Source organism: Bradyrhizobium sp. USDA 3256 (genome assembly GCF_054058275.1).
Genome location: NZ_JBSSAE010000002.1, coordinates 6,935,676 through 6,958,536, shown reverse-complemented (window position 1 = coordinate 6,958,536; position 22,861 = coordinate 6,935,676). Strand labels below are relative to the sequence as shown.

At 65.0% G+C, this 22,861-nt stretch carries 22 protein-coding genes; 16 read left to right on the top strand and 6 right to left on the bottom strand.

The window, feature by feature from the left end; all coding sequences use genetic code 11:
• The first annotated feature begins 451 nt into the window (after positions 1–451).
• Entirely contained in the window at positions 452–844 is a 393-nt protein-coding gene (locus tag ACVWY5_RS34785; RefSeq protein ID WP_028334712.1) for a hypothetical protein, read from the top strand.
• 181 nt (positions 845–1,025) lie between these two features.
• Here ACVWY5_RS34785 and ACVWY5_RS34780 read toward each other — a convergent pair whose 3' ends face one another.
• The 3 genes from ACVWY5_RS34780 to ACVWY5_RS34770 all read right to left on the bottom strand — a co-directional run bounded on the left by ACVWY5_RS34780 (position 1,026) and on the right by ACVWY5_RS34770 (position 3,229).
• Complete coding sequence (locus tag ACVWY5_RS34780) at positions 1,026–1,466, bottom strand: hypothetical protein (protein ID WP_028334713.1); 441 nt, start codon at positions 1,464–1,466, stop codon at positions 1,026–1,028.
• Positions 1,467–1,632: 166 nt separating this feature from the next.
• Positions 1,633–2,004: a DUF883 family protein gene (locus ACVWY5_RS34775; RefSeq protein ID WP_016842979.1), complete on the bottom strand. Its 372-nt coding sequence runs from the start codon at positions 2,002–2,004 to the stop codon at positions 1,633–1,635.
• Positions 2,005–2,116: 112 nt separating this feature from the next.
• Positions 2,117–3,229: an AI-2E family transporter gene (locus ACVWY5_RS34770; protein ID WP_028334714.1), complete on the bottom strand. Its 1,113-nt coding sequence runs from the start codon at positions 3,227–3,229 to the stop codon at positions 2,117–2,119.
• Between the two features lie 227 nt (positions 3,230–3,456).
• Here ACVWY5_RS34770 and ACVWY5_RS34765 point away from each other — a divergent pair, with 227 nt between their 5' ends.
• The 3 genes from ACVWY5_RS34765 to ACVWY5_RS34755 all read left to right on the top strand — a co-directional run bounded on the left by ACVWY5_RS34765 (position 3,457) and on the right by ACVWY5_RS34755 (position 5,300).
• Complete coding sequence (locus ACVWY5_RS34765; RefSeq protein WP_028334715.1) at positions 3,457–4,275, top strand: L,D-transpeptidase; 819 nt, start codon at positions 3,457–3,459, stop codon at positions 4,273–4,275.
• A 124-nt stretch (positions 4,276–4,399) separates the two neighbouring features.
• Complete coding sequence (locus tag ACVWY5_RS34760) at positions 4,400–5,032, top strand: DUF2865 domain-containing protein (RefSeq protein WP_028334716.1); 633 nt, start codon at positions 4,400–4,402, stop codon at positions 5,030–5,032.
• A gap of 112 nt (positions 5,033–5,144) precedes the next feature.
• Positions 5,145–5,300 carry a Thivi_2564 family membrane protein gene (locus tag ACVWY5_RS34755; protein WP_016842974.1) on the top strand — a complete coding sequence of 52 codons (156 nt, stop codon included), beginning with the start codon at positions 5,145–5,147 and terminating at the stop codon, positions 5,298–5,300.
• Between the two features lie 438 nt (positions 5,301–5,738).
• Here the strand turns inward: ACVWY5_RS34755 and ACVWY5_RS34750 are convergent, their stop codons facing one another.
• From ACVWY5_RS34750 to cysD, 3 genes are all read right to left on the bottom strand, one after another.
• Positions 5,739–7,901 (bottom strand): malate synthase G, encoded by a 2,163-nt coding sequence (locus ACVWY5_RS34750; RefSeq protein ID WP_028334717.1) that lies wholly within the window; start codon positions 7,899–7,901, stop codon positions 5,739–5,741.
• A 146-nt stretch (positions 7,902–8,047) separates the two neighbouring features.
• The gene (gene cysC / locus ACVWY5_RS34745; protein WP_028334718.1) at positions 8,048–9,967 is read right to left on the bottom strand and encodes an adenylyl-sulfate kinase; all 1,920 of its coding nucleotides are present in this window, start codon (positions 9,965–9,967) and stop codon (positions 8,048–8,050) included.
• A 39-nt stretch (positions 9,968–10,006) separates the two neighbouring features.
• Positions 10,007–10,801, bottom strand: a complete 795-nt coding sequence (gene cysD, locus ACVWY5_RS34740; protein WP_028334719.1) for a sulfate adenylyltransferase subunit CysD — start codon at positions 10,799–10,801, stop codon at positions 10,007–10,009.
• Positions 10,802–11,048: 247 nt separating this feature from the next.
• Here cysD and cysG point away from each other — a divergent pair, with 247 nt between their 5' ends.
• The 12 genes from cysG to ACVWY5_RS34680 all read left to right on the top strand — a co-directional run bounded on the left by cysG (position 11,049) and on the right by ACVWY5_RS34680 (position 22,858).
• Positions 11,049–12,500: a siroheme synthase CysG gene (gene cysG / locus ACVWY5_RS34735; RefSeq protein WP_028352052.1), complete on the top strand. Its 1,452-nt coding sequence runs from the start codon at positions 11,049–11,051 to the stop codon at positions 12,498–12,500.
• A complete protein-coding gene (locus ACVWY5_RS34730) occupies positions 12,497–12,814 on the top strand; it encodes a DUF2849 domain-containing protein (protein WP_028334721.1) in 318 nt (105 codons plus the stop codon). Before cysG ends, ACVWY5_RS34730 begins: the two co-directional genes overlap by 4 nt.
• 12 nt (positions 12,815–12,826) lie before the next feature.
• Positions 12,827–14,482 carry a nitrite/sulfite reductase gene (locus tag ACVWY5_RS34725; protein ID WP_028334722.1) on the top strand — a complete coding sequence of 552 codons (1,656 nt, stop codon included), beginning with the start codon at positions 12,827–12,829 and terminating at the stop codon, positions 14,480–14,482.
• Positions 14,469–14,984 (top strand): DUF934 domain-containing protein, encoded by a 516-nt coding sequence (locus ACVWY5_RS34720; protein WP_028334723.1) that lies wholly within the window; start codon positions 14,469–14,471, stop codon positions 14,982–14,984. The genes ACVWY5_RS34725 and ACVWY5_RS34720 overlap by 14 nt, the downstream gene beginning before the upstream one ends.
• On the top strand, positions 14,981–15,709 hold the full coding sequence (locus ACVWY5_RS34715) for a phosphoadenylyl-sulfate reductase (protein WP_028334724.1): 729 nt from the start codon (positions 14,981–14,983) through the stop codon (positions 15,707–15,709). Before ACVWY5_RS34720 ends, ACVWY5_RS34715 begins: the two co-directional genes overlap by 4 nt.
• A 230-nt stretch (positions 15,710–15,939) precedes the next feature.
• The gene (locus ACVWY5_RS34710) at positions 15,940–16,929 is read left to right on the top strand and encodes a sulfate ABC transporter substrate-binding protein (protein WP_028334725.1); all 990 of its coding nucleotides are present in this window, start codon (positions 15,940–15,942) and stop codon (positions 16,927–16,929) included.
• Positions 16,930–16,979: 50 nt separating this feature from the next.
• Entirely contained in the window at positions 16,980–17,786 is an 807-nt protein-coding gene (gene cysT, locus ACVWY5_RS34705; protein WP_028334726.1) for a sulfate ABC transporter permease subunit CysT, read from the top strand.
• A 9-nt stretch (positions 17,787–17,795) separates the two neighbouring features.
• Positions 17,796–18,758, top strand: a complete 963-nt coding sequence (cysW, locus tag ACVWY5_RS34700; RefSeq protein WP_198400214.1) for a sulfate ABC transporter permease subunit CysW — start codon at positions 17,796–17,798, stop codon at positions 18,756–18,758.
• Positions 18,748–19,797 carry a sulfate/molybdate ABC transporter ATP-binding protein gene (locus tag ACVWY5_RS34695; RefSeq protein ID WP_028334728.1) on the top strand — a complete coding sequence of 350 codons (1,050 nt, stop codon included), beginning with the start codon at positions 18,748–18,750 and terminating at the stop codon, positions 19,795–19,797. Before cysW ends, ACVWY5_RS34695 begins: the two co-directional genes overlap by 11 nt.
• A gap of 427 nt (positions 19,798–20,224) precedes the next feature.
• Entirely contained in the window at positions 20,225–20,722 is a 498-nt protein-coding gene (locus tag ACVWY5_RS34690) for a CAP domain-containing protein (protein WP_028334729.1), read from the top strand.
• A 165-nt stretch (positions 20,723–20,887) separates the two neighbouring features.
• A complete protein-coding gene (locus tag ACVWY5_RS34685; protein WP_028334730.1) occupies positions 20,888–22,057 on the top strand; it encodes a DUF3734 domain-containing protein in 1,170 nt (389 codons plus the stop codon).
• A gap of 12 nt (positions 22,058–22,069) precedes the next feature.
• The gene (locus ACVWY5_RS34680) at positions 22,070–22,858 is read left to right on the top strand and encodes a 3-hydroxybutyrate dehydrogenase (RefSeq protein ID WP_028334731.1); all 789 of its coding nucleotides are present in this window, start codon (positions 22,070–22,072) and stop codon (positions 22,856–22,858) included.
• The last annotated feature ends 3 nt before the right edge of the window (positions 22,859–22,861 follow it).

The window sequence follows — 22,861 nt, the reverse complement described above, 5'->3', positions numbered from 1 at the left end:
GACGACCAGACAACCGGAATCAAGTTTCACGTCGGTCGTTGCCCGTCATGCCGTGAAGTGACGGTTGTTCGATCCCAGGACATGCCATCGAACGACAATGCCTGACGCGGACGGTCCTCTCGCGAGTGGGAGGACCGGGCCTTTGGTTTCAGGTTTTCGGACCGGTGAGCGACAGGCCGGCTGACGCATCGTTTGCGGCACACCAGAAAAAGAGCAGGGCGCGACCGGCATCACCACGGTCGCGCCCTACGTCGCCGGTCAATGGGGCAGGGGGAATAACCGGCTCTTCCAAAGACTCGCAGACCCCCTGAGTCGTTCCGTACAAGCGAAAATATTTTCGTACACGGTTAAGTGATGGCCGGACGCGAGAACCCCGCGGGTTTCGTTCGCGTTGTGTCCGGGATCGCCAAGGGATCGTCGAGCGAATTTCCATGGGGCGAGGGACATCACCATGTCAAAGATTCAGATGGGAATTTTCGCTACGCTGGCGGCTGGGTTGACGCTTGGCGCCGTCCAGCTGGCATCCGGCCACGATCTCATCGGCCGCCAGCAGGTCACCACCGCACTGGCGCCGGAGAGCGCCGTCAATCGCGCCGCCAAGACCGACCGTGCCGCGATTCCAGTCACCGGCCTGCCGAGCCGGACCGTTGCGCTGAAGGTCGAGCGGCTTCCCGATACGTCGGTGCTGGTCCGCGTCCCCGTGGCCAAGGAAGAGGCGCGCCATCGCCCGGCAGTGCCCGCTCGGGCACGGCCCGGCGACACCCGCAAGGTGGCCTGCGAGCCCGTGGTCAGCGTACTGACCGAAGTGGCCAAGCTGCTGCAGCCCGGCCGCTGCGTGACCTGAGCAGGGCGAAGCGCTATCGCAACAAGCAAACGCTGTCATCGCCCGCGAAAGCGGGCGATCCCGTATGCCGCGGCCCATTCGCTTAATACAGCTGTCTCTGGAATACTGGATCGTCCGGTCAAGCCGGGCGACGACGATGGTTGTCGGTGCTGGTTTCGCGCTAATCTTGCAAACGAGAGGGCTATTCCTCCTCGTCCGCCTCGCTGCTGCTGGCGGCGCTGCGGCTTGCCATCAGGCCAAGCGCGAGGCCGCCGATCGCCAGGATCGGGATCAGCCGCTTCACGCCGATGGCCCGCACGATCTGCAGGCCGGTGGCGACCACCACCGGATCGGCAAACACATTGGCCGCGGCGGCCTTTGCCGCCTTCTCGGCGCGGCGGCGCATCTCGCGCCTGCGCACGATGTAGACGCTGGCGGCGATCAGCGTGACGACAAGGAACAGCGCGGCGCCGGCGAGGCATGCTTCCACCGGCCCGTAGTGCTGCAGTACGTAGACGAAGGCGGCGGCGCACAGGAAGCCGATGGTGATGAACAGCGCGATCGCGGTGGCCGCGGCCAGCGACGTCAGCCGCAGCACGTTGCCGGTGGAATCCTTGACGTCATTGATCAGCCGCTGAAGCATCGACCAGCCCTGCCCTGAATCTTGCCTTGAATCTTGCCTTGAGCCTTGCCCTGAAGAGCGCATCGACAAACGCAGCGGCGGCGCGCCAGCGCCGCCATCGCATCCAGAGGGGCGGTTTCCGCGTGATCGCCACCATGGGGCTCATCCCCCGGAGACCGCAGATTGCCTAGCGGCGCCAGGTGACGCCGATCAGGAAGCCGAGACCGAGCGCAAGGCCGACCGTCGCCAGCGGCCGCTGTGTGATCATATCCTCCAGCGATTCCTCGATCGAGGATGCGGCATCCTGCGCCGCGCCCATCATCGCGCTGCCGCGCTCCGACATGTCGTCGAGTGTATCTTCCGCACTGGCGCGCGCATCCTTGTAGCGGCGGCGGGCCTGCTTGCCCGCGTTGTTGGCAAACGAGTTCAGCGCGTCGGTGATCTGTTCGGTGAGGGCGGCGATATCGTTCTTCACGGCGGTGACATCCTTTTCAAGGCGTTCGTAGGTCGCTTTGTCCGTCATGTTCTTGATCCCAAATGCGCTGTCCGTGCTCGACATCGAAAAGCTCCCGGAGAACTTGCGTGCTGGAACAAAAACGCGCCGCGCGGTGCATGGTTCCAGCCGTGAAACCGGGCTTCAAGCGGTGCCGGCTTCGCTTGAGAACGCCTTGCTAGTCTTCCGGCAGCTGCGGCGAATTGACCGGCATCAAATGCTCCTTGACGATCAGCGCCACGATCAGGAGCGGCGACGACAGGAAGGCGCCCATCGGGCCCCACAGCCAGGTCCAGAACGCCAGCGCCAGGAAAACCGCGAGCGCGTTCAGCGACAGCCTGCGGCCGACGATCGTCGGTGTGACGAAATGTCCTTCCATGAAGGTCACGACGGTAAAGCAGGCCGGTGCGATCAGCCCGGCGCCGATGGTCGGCGAGGCGATGATGCCGACCGCGACCAGCACGACGAACATCGCGATCGGCCCGATGATCGGAACGAAGTTCAGCGTCGCGGCGAGCGCACCGAGCCCGGCCGGATTTGGCATGCCCGTTGCCGCGCAGATCGCGCCGGTGACGATGCCGACGCCGACATTGATCGTGGTCACCATCAGAAGATAATTGCCGAGATGGGTCTCGACCTCGTTGAGGATGCGCAGCGTGCGCAGCCGCGCCGTGCGTTCGCTGAAGGCCATCACCAGCGCGCGCCGCAGATCCTTCCAGCTTGCGATGAACAGGATCAGGGTCGCGATGAACAGCAGGAATTCGGCGAAGGTCGGTGACAGGAATTCCAGCGTCGGCTGCACCCACTCGAATTTCGGCAGCTGGAGCGTGGCCAGCGTATCGGAGCCGCCGACCATGGTCTGCAATTCCTGCCACAGCGCGAGCGGCCGGTCGAACACATGCAGTTTCTCCTTCAGGATCGCGCCGAGTTCGGGCAGCCGCGAGCTCCACTCCATCACCGGCGAGGCAATGAGCCCGACCATGAAGCTGACGGCGGCGCCGACCGCGATCACGATGACGACCGCGCCGAGCGCGCGCGGGATCCGATAGCGTTCGAGCATGCTCGCCGCCGGCGACAGCATGGTGCCGACGATGAAGGCCATGGTGATCGGGAGGAAGAAGGCGCGTGCGAAATAGAGCACCGCGACAATGACGATAACCAGCAGGGCCATCAACGCGAAAGCGACGGCCTCGGCGCGGCTGACAACCGGCGGCAGCTCGATCTTGCTGTCGGGGACTGGCGTGCCTTCGGGCGCTTTGCCAAGCAGGTCTTCACTCGGAAAGGCGCGCACCGAACTCCTCCCGCGTGAGGACGAACAAACCCGTCGCGTGGTCGCCCCGCGCGTCGAATGGCGCGGTGACAACTGGCCGATACGGAGGAAGTTCCATCGCGGGTTCGTGAAACGTGACGGGTTGACAATCGCGGCTTCGCGACGATTCGCGGCGGAACCGACTCGCGGCCACGCGCGTTGGCCCGGCATCGCATCACCACGATGCGCATCCCGTCCAGGGGCAGCACATGACACAGCAGTCTGTTTCCAGCCGCCGGCTTGCGTCGCGCGCCGCGCGCACCCTTGCCTTCGCCAGCGTCCTGTTTGCGACGCCGTTTGTTGTCACCACGTCGGCCAGCGCCCAGGTCCGCTCTTCCGCGCTCGGCTATGCGTCGACGCAGCCGGGCGCATTTCCCGCCGACGAGGTGATGAACGACCCCTCGGCTGGCGTCGCCGAGGACGGCGCGCTGCCGGAGCGGCTGCGCCGGACCACCGTCGCGCTCAACACGACAGAAGCGCCCGGCACCATCATCATCGATACCGGCAACACCGCACTCTATTACGTGCTCGGTGGCGGCCGGGCGATCCGCTACGGCGTTGGCGTCGGCCGCGAGGGGTTCACCTGGGCCGGCACACAGACCATCAGCCGCAAGGCCGAATGGCCGGACTGGCATCCGCCGGCCGAGATGATCAAGCGCCAGCCCTATCTGCCGCGCTTCATGGCCGGCGGCCCGGGCAACCCGCTCGGTGCGCGCGCGATGTATCTCGGCTCGAGCGAATACCGCATCCACGGCACCAACGATCCCTCGACGATCGGCAAGTTCGTCTCGTCCGGCTGCATCCGCCTGACCAATGAAGACGTTTCCGACCTGTTCAGCCGGGTCGATGTCGGCACCAGGGTCGTGGTGCTGCCGAAGAACGCGCCGCACCTCGCCGCGCGCGAGATCGGCCCGACCACGACGCAGATCTCGGTCCGGCCGGCCGCGGCGCGGCCGCGCCCTGCGGCGGCGACGCTGCCTTCCGGGCGTCAGGCGATGAACATCCCGACGGCTTCCTCGTTGTACTAGAGCGTTTTCGAGCGAAGTGGATACCGGTTCGCGTGAAGAAAACGCGTCAGAACAAGAATCTAGGGCCTCGTTCCGATTCAATCGGAACGGGGCTCTAGGGATCGGCATGGTACCGAGGTCGGTGATGGTGAAACGGCACGTAAGGCGCTGCGCGTTCGGCACGGCGGCATTGCTCGGCCTGTCCCTTGCGCCTGCAGCGCAGGCCCAGGACTTCTTCTCGCAACTGTTCGGCGGCTTCATGCATGGCCGCCCGCCGGTGATCCGGATGCCGTTCGACGACGGCCCGGCGCCGATGGCGCCGCGGGTCGAGCGCCGTCCTCGCTATGACGTCGGCCAGGCCTATTGCGTGCGGACCTGCGACGGCCGCTATTTCCCGCTCGCTGCGACCGGCAACCAGAGCAAGGCGGAAAGCTGCAACAGTTTCTGCCCTGCGAGCGCGACCGAAGTGGTCTATGGCGGCAACATCGACAACGCCGCGACGGAAGACGGCAAACCGTATTCCGAGCTGCCGAACGCGTTCCGCTATCGCGACGAGATGGTCTCGGGCTGCACCTGCAACGGCAAGGACACTGTCGGCCTCGCCGCGGTGAAAATCGAGGACGATCCGACCTTGCGCAAGGGCGACATCGTTGCCGGCAAGAACGGGCTGATGTCGGTGAGCCGTCCGGACCGGCGCGGCGCGCAGCTCAACTTCACGCCGGCGCCGGATCGCATCCGCGCCAAATATGGCCGGCCGGCGGTGGTGGCGCGCGAGTAGGGTCGACCACTCATGATCGGCGGCTTTCGGTTCCTGGCGCGGAACCGGCCTGCCTCCTGCACGTTAGCAAAGGGCGAACAGCAGATTCACCGATGCCATCAGGGGGCCTCGCATGCTCGTCGGCGTACTCGTCACCTTTCTCGTCGTTATTCTCGTTCTTTATCTCATCAACATGCTGCCGCTCGACGGCCGCGCCAAGCAGATCGCGCGCGCCGTCGTCATCATCATCGGCATCGTCTCGCTGCTGAAGTATCTGGCGGTGTTTTAGATCTGTCATTGCGAGGAGCCAACGGTCCGCGCGAAGCGCGGCCCGTTGACAGGCTACGCGACGAAGCAATCCACCTGTCCGCATACGGGAGGGGTGGATTGCTTCGCTGACGCTCGCAATGATGTCGATGCTGTAGCCGACTGCCAACAAAAAAGCCCCGGCTCATCGTCGGGGCTCTTGCTTGTCGCAGCGATCGCGGATCAGCCCCGCGGCCTTCACGATTTCTGGATAATGGAAATATGGAGCTGATTTGCCCGACGAGTCAAGTTGCCGTATCCGCCGGCTACTTTGCATGGGGTTGTTTTCGATATTTTTGGCAGTGCGCCCTTACGACGGCAGGCGATCGCGTCCGGCTCTTCCCGGCGTCACTCGCGGCGCCGACAAAAAAGCCCTGGCTTATCGCCGGGGCTTTTGCATGTCGTTGCGATCGCTTGCAGATCAGCCCGCGGCCTTGGCCTCGCGGCGGCGCGCGGTGAGGATGTATTCGGTATAGCCGTTCGGCTGCGTGCGGCCCTCGAAGATCAGGTCGCAGGCGGCCTTGAAGGCAACGCCATCAAATGAAGGCGCCATCGGCTTGTAGAGCGAATCGCCGGCGTTCTGCTTGTCGACGACGACAGCCATGCGCTTCAGCGACTCCATCACCTGGTCCTTGGTGATGACGCCCTGATGCAGCCAGTTCGCGAGGTGCTGGCTCGAGATGCGGAGCGTGGCGCGGTCCTCCATCAGGCCGACATCGTGGATGTCGGGCACCTTGGAGCAGCCGACGCCCTGGTCGATCCAGCGCACGACGTAGCCCAGGATGCCCTGGCAGTTGTTGTCGATCTCCTGCTTCACGTCGTCGGGCGCCCAGTTCGACTGCGACACCGGAATGGTGAGGATGTCGGAGAGCTTGGCGCGCGGCCCGCCCTTGGCGAGCTCCTGCTGCCGGGCGATCACGTTGACCTGGTGATAGTGCAGCGCGTGCAGCGTGGCTGCGGTCGGCGACGGCACCCACGCGGTGGTGGCGCCGGCCTGCGGATGGCCGATCTTCTGCACCAGCATGTCGGCCATCTTGTCCGGGGCGGCCCACATGCCCTTGCCGATCTGGGCATGGCCAGGCAGGCCATCGATCAGGCCGTTGTCGACGTTCCAGTCCTCATAGGCCTTGATCCACGGCTGGGCCTTCATGTCGTTCTTGCGGATCATCGGACCCGCTTCCATCGAGGTGTGGATCTCGTCGCCGGTGCGGTCGAGGAAGCCGGTGTTGATGAACATGATGCGCTTGGAGGCGCGCTGGATGCAGGCCTTGAGGTTGACCGTGGTGCGGCGCTCCTCGTCCATGATGCCGACCTTCAGCGTGTTCTCCGGCAGGCCCAGCATCTTCTCGACCTCGGCGAACAGGTCGCAGGTGAGCGTCACCTCGTCGGGGCCGTGCATCTTCGGCTTGACGATATAGGCCGAGCCGGTGCGGCTGTTCCTGACCTTGGAATTGCCCTTGAGGTCGTGGATCGCGAGCAGGCCGGCGACCGCGGCATCCAGGATGCCTTCCGGGATTTCCTCACCCTTGGCGTCGAGCACGGCGTCGGTGAACATATGGTGGCCGACATTGCGCATCAGCAGCAGGCTGCGGCCGTGCAGCTTCAGCTCGCTGCCGTCGGGCTTCTTGTAGACGCGGTCGGCATTGAGCGAGCGGGTCAGCGTCTTGCCGCCCTTCTCGAAATCGGCCGACAGCGTGCCGTTCATCAGGCCGAGGGTGTTGCGATAGACCAGCACCTTGTCCTCGGCGTCGACGGCGGCGACCGAGTCCTCCATGTCGAGAATGGTGGAGACCGCCGATTCCAGGATCATGTCGGCGACGCCGGCCGGGTCATCCTTGCCGATCGCGTTGTTGCGGTCGATCTTGACCTCGACATGCATGCCGTTGTTGACGAGCAGGATCGCGGAAGGCTGGGCGGCGTCGCCCTGATAGCCGGCGAACTGGGCGGCATTCTTCAGCGCGGTCGAGTTGCCGCTCTTCAGCTTGACCGAGAGCTGGCCCGCGATCACGGCGTAGGAGGTCACGTCGGTGTGGCTTCCGGTCGCAAGCGGCACGGCGGCGTCGAGGAACGCCTTCGCCTTCGCGATCACCTTATCGCCGCGGGCCTTGTTGTAGCCCTTGCCGCTCTCGCTCGGATCGTGCGGGATCGCGTCGGTGCCGTAGAACGCGTCGTACAGCGAACCCCAGCGCGCGTTGGCGGCGTTCAGCGCGTAGCGGGCGTTGGTGAGCGGCACCACCAGCTGCGGGCCGCAGATCTTGCCGATTTCCTCATCGACATTTGATGTCTCGACCTTGTGGGTCGCGGGCTCGGGCAGCAGGTAGCCGATGTCCTTGAGGAACGCGGTGTAGGCGTTGATGTCGAACGCCTTGCCCTTGTTGGCGCGATGCCAGTCGTCGATCTTGGCCTGCAGCGTGTCGCGGACTGCGAGCAGCTCGCGGTTCTTCGGTCCGAGCTTCTGGATGATGGCGGCAAGTCCGGCCCAGAACGCATCCGGGGCGATCCCGGTTTTCGGCGTCGCCTCCTTGGCGATGAAATCGAACAGGACAGGGGCGATCTTCAATCCATGGGCATCGACACGAGTCATGATGGGCTTTCTCAAAGAAATGGGGCGTTTAGGGGCTGTTTTCGAGAGAAATCAGCAAAAAACGCGCCAAAGGGCCGCGTTCACGGCCCTTTTAGCCCTAAAGTCCCGGTTCTGAGAAGGCCCCCCAGAGGAGGGGGCTGCGCCGCCTAGATATTCGCCGCGAGGTCGGTCAGTTCGTCGAACAGGATGCCGGTCGTGGCCAGCATCCGCTCGATCTCGTCGGTGGCATCGCTGACCGAGCGGTTCGAGGTGTCGATGGTCAATTCATTGCCGGTCGGCGGCTGGTAGTCATTGGTGATGCCGGTGAAGGACGGCAATCCGCCGGAGCGCGCCTTGGCGTAATGGCCCTTGGGATCGCGGGTCTCGCAAACCTCGGCCGGCGTTGCGACATAGATCTCGCGGAACGCGCTATCGGCGATGCGGCGAGCTGCCGCACGGTCGGCGGTCGACGGCGACACCGCCGCGACGATGGCGATATGGCCGTTGCGCGCCAGATGGGTCGCGACTTCGGCGAGGCGGCGGATGTTTTCAGCGCGGTCCTGCGGCGAGAAGCCGAGATCGCCGTTCAGCCCGGCACGCAGCGTGTCGCCATCGAGCAGGATCGGCGAGCCGCCATTGCCGAACAGGCGCCGCTCCAGCGCCCGCGCCAAGGTCGACTTGCCCGAGCCGGGCAGGCCGGTCAGCCAGATCACTGCGCCGTTGTGGTGGTAGCGCGCCGAGCGCTCGTCCGGCCGCAGCGCGGACTCCACCGGCACGATGTCGACCGGCACCGCCGGCCGGCCGGCGTCGACCGACAGCACGAGTCCGCCGCCGGCGATGCGGCCGTTGACCTCGATCACGAGGCGGCCGGTGCGCGGATTGTCGGTGTAGGGATCGGTTGCAACCGGCTGCGCCAGCGAGATGTCGATCTCGCCGACATGGTTGCGCGCGATCGCGATGTTCTCTTCGTTGGACAGCGCGCCGGGATCGACCGCCTTCTCGATCGCGACGACGGTGGCGCGGCTTTCCTTGGTGCCGAGCCGGATCAGGATCTGCTCGCCCTTGGTCAGCGGCTTGTCATGCAGCCAGAAGATCCGCGCGCGGATGCGGCGGGTGTCGCGCGGGCTTTGCCCGGAATGTCCGATGATGTCGCCGCGCTCGAGGAACAGCTCGCGGTCGAGCGTGATGCCGACTGAGCGGCCGGCGCCCTGCGGGGCGTTCACCGGCGTTACCGGCCAGCTCTCGACAGTCTTGATCTTGGCGATCTTGCCGGTCGGCATGATCACGATCTCGTCGCCGGCCTTCAGGCTGCCGGACTCGATGCGGCCCGCCACGATGCGGCGGTCGTCGAACTTGTAGATCGCCTGCACCGGCAGCCGCAGCGGCAGCTCGGCCAGCGGGCGTGCCGGCTCGAGCGCATCGAGCGCCTCGACCACGGTCGGTCCCTTGTACCAGTCGATCCGCGCCGTGCGCTCGGCAACACCATCGCCGTCGCGCGCCGAGATCGGGATCACCGCCGTGGGCGTTACGCCGAGGCCGATCAGATGCGCGGAAATCTCGTCGCTGATCTCCTTGAAGCGATCGGCGCTGAATTCGACGCGGTCCATCTTGTTGACCACGACCGCGACCTGCTTCACGCCCAGCAGATGCAGGAGATAGCCGTGCCGCCTGGTCTGGTCGCGCACGCCTTCCAGCGCATCGATGATCAGCACCGCGCCGTCGGCCTGCGAGGCGCCGGTGATCATGTTGCGCAAGAACTCTGCGTGGCCGGGCGCGTCGATCAGCACGACGTCGCGCGAACGGGTGCGGAACCGGATCTGGGTGGTGTCGATGGTGATGCCCTGGTCGCGCTCGGTCTGCAGCGCATCGAGCAGGAACGACCATTCGAACGGCATGCCGCGCCGCGCGCTCACCGCCTTCAGCATTTCCAGCTTGCCGTCGGGCAGGCTGCCGGTCTCATGCAGCAGGCGCCCGACCAGCGTCGACTTGCCGTGATCGACATGGCCGACGATGACGATGCGCACCTGCGGCCGCGTCGTGCCGTTGGGCGTTGCCGAGATCGAGGCGGTGGGAAGGATCATGTTCATCGGAACGCTCGCACGAAGCTTGGTGTTGCTTGGATTTGATCAGAGATAGCCGGCGACGCGCAGCCGCTCGAACGCATCCTCGGTCTCGTGGTCGAGCGCGCGGCCGGCGCGCTCCGGGATCTTGGTGCCGTCGAGCTCGGTGAGGATCTCGTCGATGTTGGACGCGGTGGAGGCGACCGGGAAGGTGATGTCGGCATCACCGAGCGAGCGGTAGCGCTTGCCGTCCTTGGCGAGATAGAGCGGGATGATCGGGATGTTCTCGCGCTTGGTGTAGGCCCAGATGTCGGCCTCGGTCCAATGCAGGATCGGATGGATGCGCAAGTGAGCGCCTTGCGGCGGCGAGGCGTTGAACTGGTCCCAGAATTCCGGTGGTTGGTCGCGGACGTCCCATTCGCCCTCGAGGCCGCGCGGCGAGAACACGCGCTCCTTGGCGCGGGTCGCCTCTTCGTCGCGGCGGATGCCGGCGATCAATCCGTCAAAGCCATATTTGTTGAGCGCAAGCTTCAGCCCCTCGGTCTTGCGCGCGGCGGAACGTGCGGCCGGCGGCAGGGTCGGGTCGACGCTGTCGATCGGCGGGCAGGGCTCGACGCGCAGGTCGAGGTCCCATTCCTTTCCGAAGCGGTCGCGGAACGCGTACATCTCCGGAAATTTCTTGCCGGTGTCGACGTGCAATGCCGGGAACGGGACGCGGCCGAAGAACGCCTTGCGCGCCAGCCAGATCATCACGTTGGAATCCTTGCCGAGCGACCACAGCAGCGCGAGCTTCTTCAGCCGCGCGAACGCCTCGCGCAGGATGTAGATGCTCTGCGCCTCCAGCTCGTCGAGATGATCCATCGACGGAGGCGCCTGATTGGCGGGAATCCCCGGCACGGAAGATGCATTGCTAAGCGTTGCGGACCGCGTCCTGGCGGCGACGGATTCGTTGTCGAGAAGATGCATCTCTTGGCCTTGGCCTGTGGAGTTGAAAATTCTAAAGTTGCGCTGCAATAGAGAAGAAATAATTTTCTCTTTGCTGGCCTTGATCGAGAGATAAATAGAAAATAATTTCAGTCAACCCCCAAGTTGGGGAAGCGAGTGTCTGATGCGATATCTGCCGGTGTTTCTGGATCTGCAAAGCGGCAAGGTGCTGCTCGTTGGAGCGGGCGACCTCGCGCGCGCCAAGTTGCGGCTGCTCGCAGCCGCCGGCGCCGCGGTGCGCTGGTACGCGACGGACGGTGATCATGACATTGCCGGTCTTGCGGCGGAGGACGCCGCGCGGATCGAGCGCGCCGAAGGCGATCCGCTCGCCGCCGATCTTTCCGATGTCATCGCCGTCCTCTGTGCCGGCGCAGGCGAGATCGGTGTTGCGATGTCGGTGCGCGCCAAGGCGATCGGCCTGCCGGTCAACGTGATGGACGACCTCGTGCACTCCACCTTCATCATGCCGGCGATCGTCGATCGCGGCGATGTCGTGGTCGCGGTCGGCACCGGCGGCACGTCGCCGGTGGTGGCGCGCCGCATCCGCGAGAAGATCGAGGCGGTGCTGCCGGCGCGGATCGGCGATCTCGCCGGCTTCATCGGCGGCGTCCGCAAATCGATCCACGCCCGCATCGAGGAGTTTCCGCTGCGCCGCCGCTTCTGGGAGCGCATCGTCGACGGCCCGATCGGCGCGCTGGTGCTGGCCGGCCGCAGGGACGAGGCCGAGCAGGCGCTGAACGCGATCACCGATCCCGCCACCTTCGCCGGCGCGAGCGCGGCAGGCAAAGCCATTGGTCACGTGACGCTGGTCGGCGCCGGTCCCGGCGATCCGGACCTGCTCACGGTGAAGGCGTTGCGCGCGCTGCAGGACGCCGACGTCGTGTTCTATGACGAATTGGTGTCGTCCGAAATTCTCGACCGCATCCGGCGCGATGCCACGCGGATCCCGGTCGGCCGCCGTGTCGGCAAGCCCGGCATCGGCCAGGACGCCATCAATGCACTGATGATCGAGGCCGCGCAGTCCGGCCAGCGCGCGGTGCGGCTGAAGGGCGGCGATCCCTTTATCTTCGGCCGCGGCGGCGAGGAAATCGAGGCGCTGCGCGACGCCGGCGTCGCTTACTCCATCATTCCGGGCGTCTCCGCCGGTCTGGGCGCGGCCGCGCAATTCGAAGTGCCGCTGACCTTCAGACACGAGGCGCTGCGCATCACCTTCCTCACTGCGCACAAGGCGCGCGATGCCGAAGTCGTCGACTGGTCGGTGCTGACAGACAAGAAGATGACCGTCGTCGTCTATATGGGCATGACCGCGGCGCCCTCGATCCGCGAAGGCATGCTTGCCGCGGGCCGCTCGCCGGAGACGCCGGTCGGCGTGTTCGCGCGCGTGACCCGGCCGGATGCCAAGGCCGCGGTCGGCACGCTGGCGCGGCTGCCCGAGCTCGTCAAACAGGTCGATGGCGGTCCCGCCATTCTCATCATCGGCGACGTGGTCGCGCATTCCGCGCCGTGGAGCCGGTCCAACGTCACCCAACTCTTCTCCAACCAGATGTTCTCCGAACTGCTGAAAGCTGCCGAATGACCTCTCCGCTTGAACAGAAGAAAATCAGGATCACGGGCCCCTCGGTGGTGACCGCCAACCGCACCTGGGATGGTGCCGTGGTGTACCGAACCGCCAAGCAAGGCTGGTCCACGGAACTGTCCGATTCCGCTGTCGTCAGCACCTCCGACGATGCGCGCGCGCTTTTGGCCGAAGCCACCGCCGACGATGTCGGCGCGGTCGGCCCCTACATCGCGCCGGTCGAGCTCAAGGACGGCGGCAAGCTCAAGCCGGGCAATCTTCGCGAACACATCCGCGCCAAGGGCGTCACGATCGATCTTCAGGTGCCGGCGTAAGGCTCATCCATCATGTATGCATATGACGAACTCGACCGCACGCTGATCAACGAGCGTGTTTCGGAATTCCGCGACCAGGTGAAGCGCCGCCTTTCCGGCGAGCTCACCGAGGACGAATTCAAGATCCTGCGCTTGCAGAACGGCGTGTACCTGCAGCTGCACGCCTACATGTTCCGCGTCGCGATCCCCTACGGCACGCTGTCGTCGAAGCAGCTGCGCCGGCTCGCTCATGTGGCGCGCCGCTACGATCGCGGCTACGGCCACTTCACGACGCGGCAGAACATCCAGTTCAACTGGATCAAGCTCGCCGAGCTGCCCGACGCGCTGTCCGACCTCGCCGAGGTCGGCATCCACGCGATGCAGACCTCCGGCAACAACATGCGTAACGTCACCTCGGACCAGTGGGCCGGCGTCGCGCCCGGTGAGATCGAGGATCCGCGCATCTGGTCGGAGATCCTGCGCCAGCACACCACGCTGCATCCGGAATTCTCGTTCCTGCCGCGCAAGTTCAAGATCGCGATCACGGCATCCGAGCACGATCGCGCCGCGATCAAGATCCACGACATCGGGTTGCGGCTGCACAAGAATGCCGACGGCGAGACCGGTTTCGAGGTGCTGGTCGGCGGCGGCCTCGGCCGCACCCCGTTCATCGCCAAGACCATCAAGCCGTTCGTCCACGGCCGCGACATCCTGAGCTATGTCGAGGCGATCCTGCGCGTCTACAACCAGTACGGCCGCCGCGACAACATCTACAAGGCGCGCATCAAGATCCTGGTGCACGAGCTCGGCATCGAGAAGTTCGCCAGGGAAGTCGAGGAGGAGTGGAAGGCGATGGGCGATGTCGGGCTGACGCTCGATCACGCCGCCATCGAGGAGGTCCGCTCGCGCTTCTCCTATCCGCCTTACGAGAAGCTGCCGCACATGCCGGACGAGCTGAAGCAGGCCGCGCATGATCCGCTGTTCGAGCGCTGGCGCAAGAACTCGGTCGCGCCGCACAAGGTGCAGGGCTATTCGATCGTGACGCTGTCGCTGAAGCCGGTCGGTGGGCCTCCGGGCGACGCCACCGCGGAGCAGATGGACGCGGTCGCCGACCTTGCCGACAAATACTCGTTTGGCGAGATCCGCGTCGGCCACGAGCAGAACCTCGCGCTGCCGCACGTCGCCAAGTGCGACCTGCCGCAGCTGTTCAAGGCGCTCGATCGCCTCGGTCTCGCGACGCCGAACGTCAACCTCGTCACCGACATCATCGCGTGCCCGGGGCTGGACTACTGCTCGCTGGCCAACGCGCGCTCGATCCCGATCGCGCAGGAGCTGACGCGGCGCTTCGCCAACCACGACACCGCCGACCTGATCGGGCGGCTGCACATCAACATCTCCGGCTGCATCAATGCCTGCGGCCATCACCATGTCGGCCACATCGGCATTCTCGGCGTCGAGAAGAACGGCGAGGAATTCTACCAGATCACGATCGGCGGCCGCGCCGACGAGAACGCGCAGTTGGGCACGCTGATCGGCCCGGCCGTTCCCTATGCGGAAGTCGCCGACGTGATCGAAGACATTGTCGAAGCCTATCTCGCGCTGCGCGACCGTCCCGAAGAATTGTTCGTCGATACGGTGAAGCGTCTGGGCGTCGAGCCTATCAGGGAGCGGGTCTATGCCACTCGTTAAGCAGGGAAGAATCACCACCGATCTGTTCGTGCATGTCGCCGACGGCGCCGAGCTGCCGGGCGACGGCGCGGTGCTGGTGAGCGCCGAGCGCTTTCTCGCCGATCCGGAGGCGCTGCTGCGCCGTCCCGGCAAGACCGGCGTGATCTGGCCGAACAACCGCAACCTCGACGATCTCGTGCCGCATCTCGATCGGCTGGCCTCGGTCGCGCTGGTGTTTCCGACCTTCCGCGACGGCCGCGCCTACAGCCAGGCGCGCCTGCTGCGCGAGCGTTACGGCTATGACGGCGAGCTGCGCGCCACCGGCCAGATCCTGCGCGACCAGTTCGTGTTCATGACGCGCGCCGGCTTCGACGCCTTCGAGGTGAAGAAGGACGCCGACGCCGACGCCTTCGCCGCGACCATGAAGCGCTATTCGGTGTTCTACCAGCCGACCGGCGACGGCCGCGTCACCGCACTCAACCGCCGCATGCAGCTGCGTCATTCGGAGAGCGCCGGCCAGTGAGCACGCTTGCACCAGAGCTCGCAGTGGGGCCGGCCGCACTGCCCGCGGCCGATGCGCTCGATCGCGCGCTGCGCACGGCCTCGCCCGCCGAGGTGATCGCGGCCGCGGTCAGGACGCTCGGCCGCGAGAAAGTGGCGCTGGTGTCGTCGTTCGGCACCGAGTCCGCCGCGCTGCTCAAGGTGATGGCGGATGTCGATCCGGCGATCCCGGTGGTGTTCCTCGATACCGGCTGGCTGTTCGAGGAGACGCTGGCTTATCGTGACACTTTGATAGCCGCGCTCGGCCTCACCGACGTGCGCTCGATCAAGCCCGATGAGGAAGCGCTGTCGCGCCAGGATCCGGACCGCGAGCTGTGGTTCAGCGATCCCGACGCCTGCTGCCGCATTCGCAAGGTCGAGCCGCTGGCGCGCGCGCTGAAGCCGTTCGCCGGCTGGATCAACGGCCGCAAGCGTTTCCAGGGCGGTGCCCGCGCCGACATCCCGGTTGTCGAGGATGACGGGGTCAGGCTGAAGTTCAATCCGTTCGCCAACGTCTCGCGCGAGGAGATCGAGGCGATCTACACGCTCGGCAAGCTGCCGCCGCATCCACTTGTCGCATCGGGATATCAGTCGGTCGGGTGTATGCCTTGCAGCAGCCGGTCCGCTGCCGGCGAGGATGCGCGCGACGGCCGCTGGCGCGGCCGGGCCAAGACGGAATGCGGCATCCATACGATGAAGATGTCGTAGAACCTGATCCTAGCGACAAACGCGAAGCGTTTGCGCGAGGCGCCAGATCGCGATGACGGTTCATTGCGATTTGGCGACGCGACAAAGCCTTCGCAGTGCGGCGACTTCGTAGCACAAGCGCGCTGCGCTGCCGAAAACAAAGAAAACCGGTTTCGTTGACTTAAGACCACTTCACCGTGAGTTATGTCTTGCGTGTTCCCTGACATTTCTCAGGTTGAATGGAGAGCGAAATGATCCGTCGTATCCTGCCGCTGGTCGCGGGATTGTTGTGGGCGAGCTCGGCCTTTGCGGCCGACTATTCGCTGCTGAACGTGTCGTACGATCCGACCCGCGAGCTCTATGTCGATTTCAACAAGGCGTTCGCCGCGGCCTATCAGAAGGAAACCGGCAAGAGCGTCGAGATCAAGCAGTCGCATGGCGGCTCGGGCTCGCAGGCGCGCTCGGTGATCGACGGATTGCAGGCCGATGTCGTCACGCTGGCGCTCGCCTATGACATCGATGCGATCGCGGGCAAGGGCCTGATCGCGGCCGACTGGCAGAAGCGGCTGCCGCTCAACGCCTCGCCCTACACCTCGACCATCGTGTTCCTGGTGCGCAAGGGCAATCCCAAGGGCATCAAGGATTGGGACGATTTGATTAAATCCGGCGTCAGCGTCATCACGCCGAACCCGAAGACCTCGGGCGGCGCGCGCTGGAATTATCTCGCCGCCTGGGGCTACGCGCAGAAGAAGTTCGGCTCGGCCGACAAGGCGAAGAAGTTCGTCGCCGATCTCTATCAGAACGTGCCGGTGCTCGACACCGGCGCGCGCGGCTCGACCGTGACCTTCGTCGAGCGCGGCGTCGGCGACGTGCTGCTCGCGTGGGAGAACGAGGCCTTTCTGGCGCTTCGCGAATTCGGCGCGGACAAGTTCGAGATCGTGGCCCCGGCGCAGTCGATCCTGGCCGAGCCGCCGGTCGCCGTGGTCGACAAGGTCGCCGACAAGAAGGGCACCCGCGCCGTCGCCGAGGCCTATCTGAAGTACTGGTACACCAAGGAAGGCCAGGAGATCGCCGCGCGCAACTCCTACCGGCCGCGCGATCCCGAGATCGCCAAGGAGTACGAAAAATCCTTCGCCAAGGTTGAACTTTTCACCATCGACGACGTTTTTGGTGGTTGGACCAAGGCCCAGAAGGAGCACTTCGCCGAGGGCGGCATCTTCGATCAGATCTACAAGAACTGATCGGATTATCAGGGGGATATGTGAGCACAGCGGTTGCACGGCGCAGTACCCTGCCGGGGTTCGGTCTCACCATGGGACTGACCCTGACATGGCTCTCCGTTATCATCCTGATTCCGCTGGCCGCGCTGTTCCTCAAGACGTTCGAGCTGAGCCTCGACCAGTTCTGGGGCATCATCACCAGCCGCCGCACCCTGAATGCCCTGAAGATTTCGTTTGGGCTTTCGTTTGCGGCCGCCTGCGTCAATCTGGTGATGGGCACCGTCATCGTCTGGGCGCTGGTGCGCTACCGTTTTCCGGGCCGGCGGCTGTTCGACGCCATCGTCGATATTCCGTTTGCCTTGCCGACGGCGGTGGCAGGCGTCGCGCTGACGCAGCTGTTCGCGCAGAAGGGCTGGCTCGGCGCGCCGCTCGCCGAGCTCGGCATCAAGGTCGCGTTCACGCCGATCGGCATCTTCATCGCGATGATCTTCATCGGCATTCCCTTCGTGGTGCGTACGGTGCAGCCGGTGCTGATCGATCTCGATCCCGAGATCGAGGAAGCGGCGGCGAGCCTGGGCGCCAATCGCTGGCACACGGTGTTTCGCGTCATCCTGCCGAGCCTGATCCCGGCGCTGCTCACCGGCTTCGCGCTCGCCTTCGCCCGCGCCATCGGTGAATACGGCTCGGTGATCTTCATCGCCGGCAATCTGCCCAATGTCTCCGAGATCGCGCCGCTGTTGATCGTGATCCGACTGTCCGAATTCCGCTATGCCGACGCCACCGCGATCGCGGTCGTGATGCTGGTGGCCTCGTTCCTGATCATCTTCCTGATCAACCGGCTGCAACGCTGGGCGCAAGCCCGCATCCCCGTGCATTGAGGTCTTGCGATGTCGATGCAGACGGGATTGGTGACCTCGACCACGCAACTGCGGACCTACGCACCCGCGACCGATGTCAGCGTCGCGGCCCCGGCGCCGCGGCTCGAGATCGGTCGCGCGGAGCCGGGGACGGCGCAGCGCAATTTGCGCACTGAGCCCGGCCCGATCCGCTTCATCATCATCGCGCTCGCGATCGCCTTCCTCAGCATCTTCGTCGTGCTGCCGCTGGTCGTGGTGTTTGCGTCGGCCTTTTCGAAGGGGATCGGCGCCTATCTCGCGGCGCTGGCGGAGCCTGAGGCGCTCGCCGCCATCAAGCTGACGCTCTTGATCGCCGCGATCTCGGTCACACTCAACCTCGTGTTCGGCGTGATCGCGGCCTGGGCGATCTCGAAGTTCGAATTCACCGGCAAGACCTTCCTGATCACGCTGATCGACCTGCCGTTCTCGGTCTCGCCGGTGATCTCGGGCCTGGTCTTCGTGCTGCTGTTCGGCGCGCAGGGCTATTTCGGGCCATGGCTGCAGGCCCACAATGTCCACATCCTGTTCGCGGTGCCCGGCATCGCGCTGGCGACGATCTTCGTCACTTTTCCCTTCGTGGCGCGCGCGCTGATCCCGCTGATGCAGGAGCAGGGCACCCAGGAAGAGGAGGCGGCGATCTCGCTCGGCGCCTCCGGCCTGCAGACCTTCTTCCGCGTCACGCTGCCCAACATCAAATGGGGCCTGCTGTACGGCGTCCTGCTCTGCAACGCGCGCGCGATGGGCGAGTTCGGCGCGGTGTCGGTCGTCTCCGGCCACATCCGCGGCGAGACCAACACGATGCCGCTGCTGGTCGAAATTCTCTACAACGAATACCAGTTCGTCGCCTCGTTCGCGATCGCATCGCTGCTCGCGATGCTGGCGCTGATCACCCTGGTGGCGAAAACCGTTCTCGAGCGGCGGCTCGACGAGGCAGAGGTGCCCGATGGCGATTGAAGTCAAGAATATCGTAAAGACGTTCGGCAGCTTTGCCGCGCTCGACAATGTCGACCTCAAGGTCGCCGACGGCGAGTTGCTGGCCCTGCTCGGTCCGTCCGGCTCCGGCAAGACGACGCTGCTGCGCATCATCGCGGGCCTGGACTGGCCCGACTCGGGCGAGGTCGCGATCGACGGCGAGAATGCGCTCTCTCGCGGCGCCAGCGAGCGCCAGGTCGGCTTCGTGTTCCAGCACTACGCGCTGTTCCGCCACATGACGGTGTTCGAGAACGTCGCCTTCGGCCTGCGCGTGCAGCCGCGCGCGATCCGCAAGGACGAAGCGACGATCCGCGCCCGCGTCAAGAACCTGCTCGACCTGGTGCAGCTCGATTGGCTGGCCAACCGCTATCCCAGCCAATTGTCCGGCGGCCAGCGCCAGCGCATCGCGCTGGCGCGCGCGCTCGCGATCGAGCCGCGGATCCTCTTGCTCGACGAGCCGTTCGGCGCGCTCGATGCCAAGGTGCGCAAGGAGCTCAGGCAATGGCTGCGCTCGCTGCACAACGAGATCCACGTCACCTCGATCTTCGTGACTCATGACCAGGAAGAAGCGCTCGAAGTCGCCAACCGCGTCGTGGTGATGGACAAGGGCAAGATCGAGCAGATCGGTTCGCCCGGCGAGGTCTATGACAATCCGGCGACCGCCTTCGTGCATGGCTTTATCGGCGAATCCATCGTGCTGCCGGTCGACGTGGCCGGCGATGCGGTACGGCTGGACGGCCGTCCCCTGAACATTCCGGCGTTGGGCGCGGCGTCGGGCGCGGCAAAACTGTTCGTCCGCCGCCACGACATGGCGGTCGGCCCGGCCGGAACCGGCGCCCTGGAAGGCGCCATCCGGCATGTCCGTTCGTTCGGTCCGATCCAGCGTGCCGAGGTGGCCCTGTCGGGGAGCGAGGGCAAGACCGTGATCGAGATCGACGCCCCCCGCGACCGCGAGCTCCAGGCCGGCGAAATCGTCTCGCTGCAGCCCCGCCGCTACCGGATCTTTGCCGCCCAGGAGTAGCGGCCACGCAAACCTCCCCTTGAAAAGGGGAGGTCCGCCTGGCTCGCCAGAGCAAAGCGGGTGGGGATCTGGTCTCTCCACTTGCAGCGCAGCCTGTGGCCGGACCCCCATCCCGACCTTCCCCCTTTCAGGCGGAAGGGAACGCTCCGTTGCCCGGATGCAGCGCAGCGAAATCCGGGACTTCGCTCCGCGGATAGGCTGCCCCGGATTGCGCTCCGCTGCATCGGGGCTATCAGGCCAACAATCTCACCTGTCATTCCGGGGCGGTCCGCAGGATCGAACCCGGAATCTCGGGATTCCGGGTTCGATGCTACCGCATCGCCCCGGAATGACGGCGTTTTGTGTGGCCAGAAGTTAGCCCCTGTTCACCATTCAGCCACGGTTGGTATGCAACAACGGCGGGCCAATCTTTGGGGGTTTTCTTACAGTGAAACGGACGACGGTCGCCCTGTTCGGGCTTCTGCTGCTTGCCGGCTGCGGCACGGACACCAAAATCCCGGAAGAACCGACCATGTATCTCAACATGGCCCAACCCGGCGCTGTCCTGGATAGCCAGGCGGCCGCGATCATGTTTTCGCAGTATCGCCAGAACAATGGCCTTGGCACCGTCGTGGTGGATCCGGACCTGACCAAGCTCGCCGAGCAGCAATCGCAGGCGATGGCCGCCCGCAACAAGATGGACCACGACGTGAAGGCCCCGCTCGGCAAGCGGCTGCAGGCCGGGGGCTATCCCGCCACCGTCGCGGTCGAGAACATCTCGGCCGGCTATCACACCCTGGCGGAAGCCTTTTCGGGCTGGCGCGATTCACCGCCGCACAAGGCCAATATGCTGAAGAGCGGTGTCACAAAAATGGGCATCGCCGCGGTCTATGCTCCCAACACCAAGTACAAGGTGTTCTGGACGCTCATTTTGGCGGCAACCTGATCTCGATAAATTCCGCGTGATCCAAAGCATGATCCGGAAAAGTGTGAGGCGGTTTTCCGAGAAGATCATGCTCAAGCAATAGAGCCCTGCATCTCGTTGATTGACGCCGCGGTAAACAGCCGCCACGGTGCCGGCCCAAGTCATTTCCTGACCCAACGGTTACGAATGGATACTTCGGATTCCGCGCCTGCCTCGACGCCGGCGCAAGCGCAGCGCGTGCTGGTTCTTCAGGGCGGCGGCGCGCTCGGCTCCTATCAGGCCGGCGCCTTTCAGGCGCTCTGTCACGCAGGCTTCGAGCCGGAATGGATCGCCGGCATCTCGATCGGCGCCATCAATGCCGCGATCATCGCCGGCAACGAGCCGGCCGAGCGCGTGCCGCGGCTGAAGGAATTCTGGGAGATGGTGTCGGCGCCGGTGCCGTGGAATCCGGTCTCCAATCATGACCGCGCCCGCTCGCTGTTCAACGAGACCTCTGCCGCCATCATCGCGACCTTCGGCGTGCCCGGCTTCTTCACGCCGCGGATCCCGCCGGCGCCGCTGTGGCCGCCCGGCAGCTCGCAATCGCTGAGCTATTATGACACCGCGCCCCTGAAAAAGACGCTGGAGCGCCTGGTTGATTTCGACCGCATCAACGATCTGAAGACGCGCCTGTCGGTCGGCGCGGTCAGCGTCACCTCGGGCAATTTCCGCTACTTCGACAATTACGAGTTCAGGAAGGTCGGCAAGAAGATAGGCCCCGAGCACATCATGGCCTCGGGCGCGCTGCCGCCGGGCTTTCCGTCCGTCGTCATCGAGGGCGAGCATTACTGGGACGGCGGCATTGCCTCCAACACCCCGCTCGACTTCGTGCTCGACGAGGAGATCAACCGCGATCTGCTGATCTTCCAGGTCGATCTGTTCAGCGCGCGCGGGCCGTTGCCGGAGACGTTGCTGGAGGCTGCCGAGCGCGAGAAGGATATCCGCTATTCCAGCCGGACGCGGATGAACACCGACAAGAACAGGCAGATCCACAACGCCCGCATGGCGGTGCGCGACCTGATCGGCAAGCTGCCCGATTACCTGAAGAACGATCCGTCGGTCGAACTGCTGCGCAAGGCGTCCAAGGAGAACACCGTCACGGTGGTTCACCTGATCTACAAGAGCAAGAACTACGAGAGCTCCTCGAAGGACTACGACTTCTCCCATGTTGCGATGGTCGAGCACTGGGGCGCGGGCGTCCGCGACGTGCATTTGTCGATGCGTCACAAAGAATGGCTAGAACGGCCGCAGTCCGGGGAGACCATGGTGACTTACGACCTCACGGGGGATGAACCCACGCCCCCCGCAAGCAAATAGGAGCGACCGATAATGGGTACGTTGACAGGCAAGACCGCCGTTGTGACCGGCTCGACCAGCGGCATCGGATTGGCTTATGCGCGCGCCTTCGCCGGTGCCGGCGCCAATATCGTTCTCAACGGCATGGGCGTTCCGGCCGATATCGAGAAGGAGCGTTCGGGCATCGAGACCGACTTCAAGGTCAAGGCCGTGCATTCGCCGGCCGACATGACCAAGCCGGCCGAGATCGCCGACATGATTGCGCTCGGCGAGAAGACCTTCGGTTCGGTCGATATCCTGGTCAACAATGCCGGCATCCAGTTCGTTGCGCCGATCGAGGAATTCCCGCCGGAGAAGTGGGAAGCGATCATCGCGATCAATCTGTCGTCCGCGTTCTACGGCATCCGCGCCGCGGTGCCCGGCATGAAGAAGCGCGGCTGGGGCCGCATCATCAACACCGCCTCGGCGCACTCGCTGGTCGCTTCGCCGTTCAAGTCGGCCTATGTCTCGGCCAAGCACGGCATCGCCGGCCTCACCAAGACGGTGGCGCTGGAGCTCGCGCAGCACAAGATCACCTGCAACTGCATCAGCCCGGGCTATGTCTGGACCCCGCTGGTCGAGCACCAGATCCCGGAGACCATGAAGGCGCGCAACATGACCAAGGAGCAGGTCATCAAGGACGTGCTGCTCGCAGCGCAGCCGACCAAGGAATTCGTGACCTCCGAGCAGGTCGCGGCGCTCGCGCTGTTCCTGTGCAGCGACGATGCCGCGCAGATCACCGGCTCCAACTACTCGATCGACGGTGGCTGGACCGCGGAGTAATTT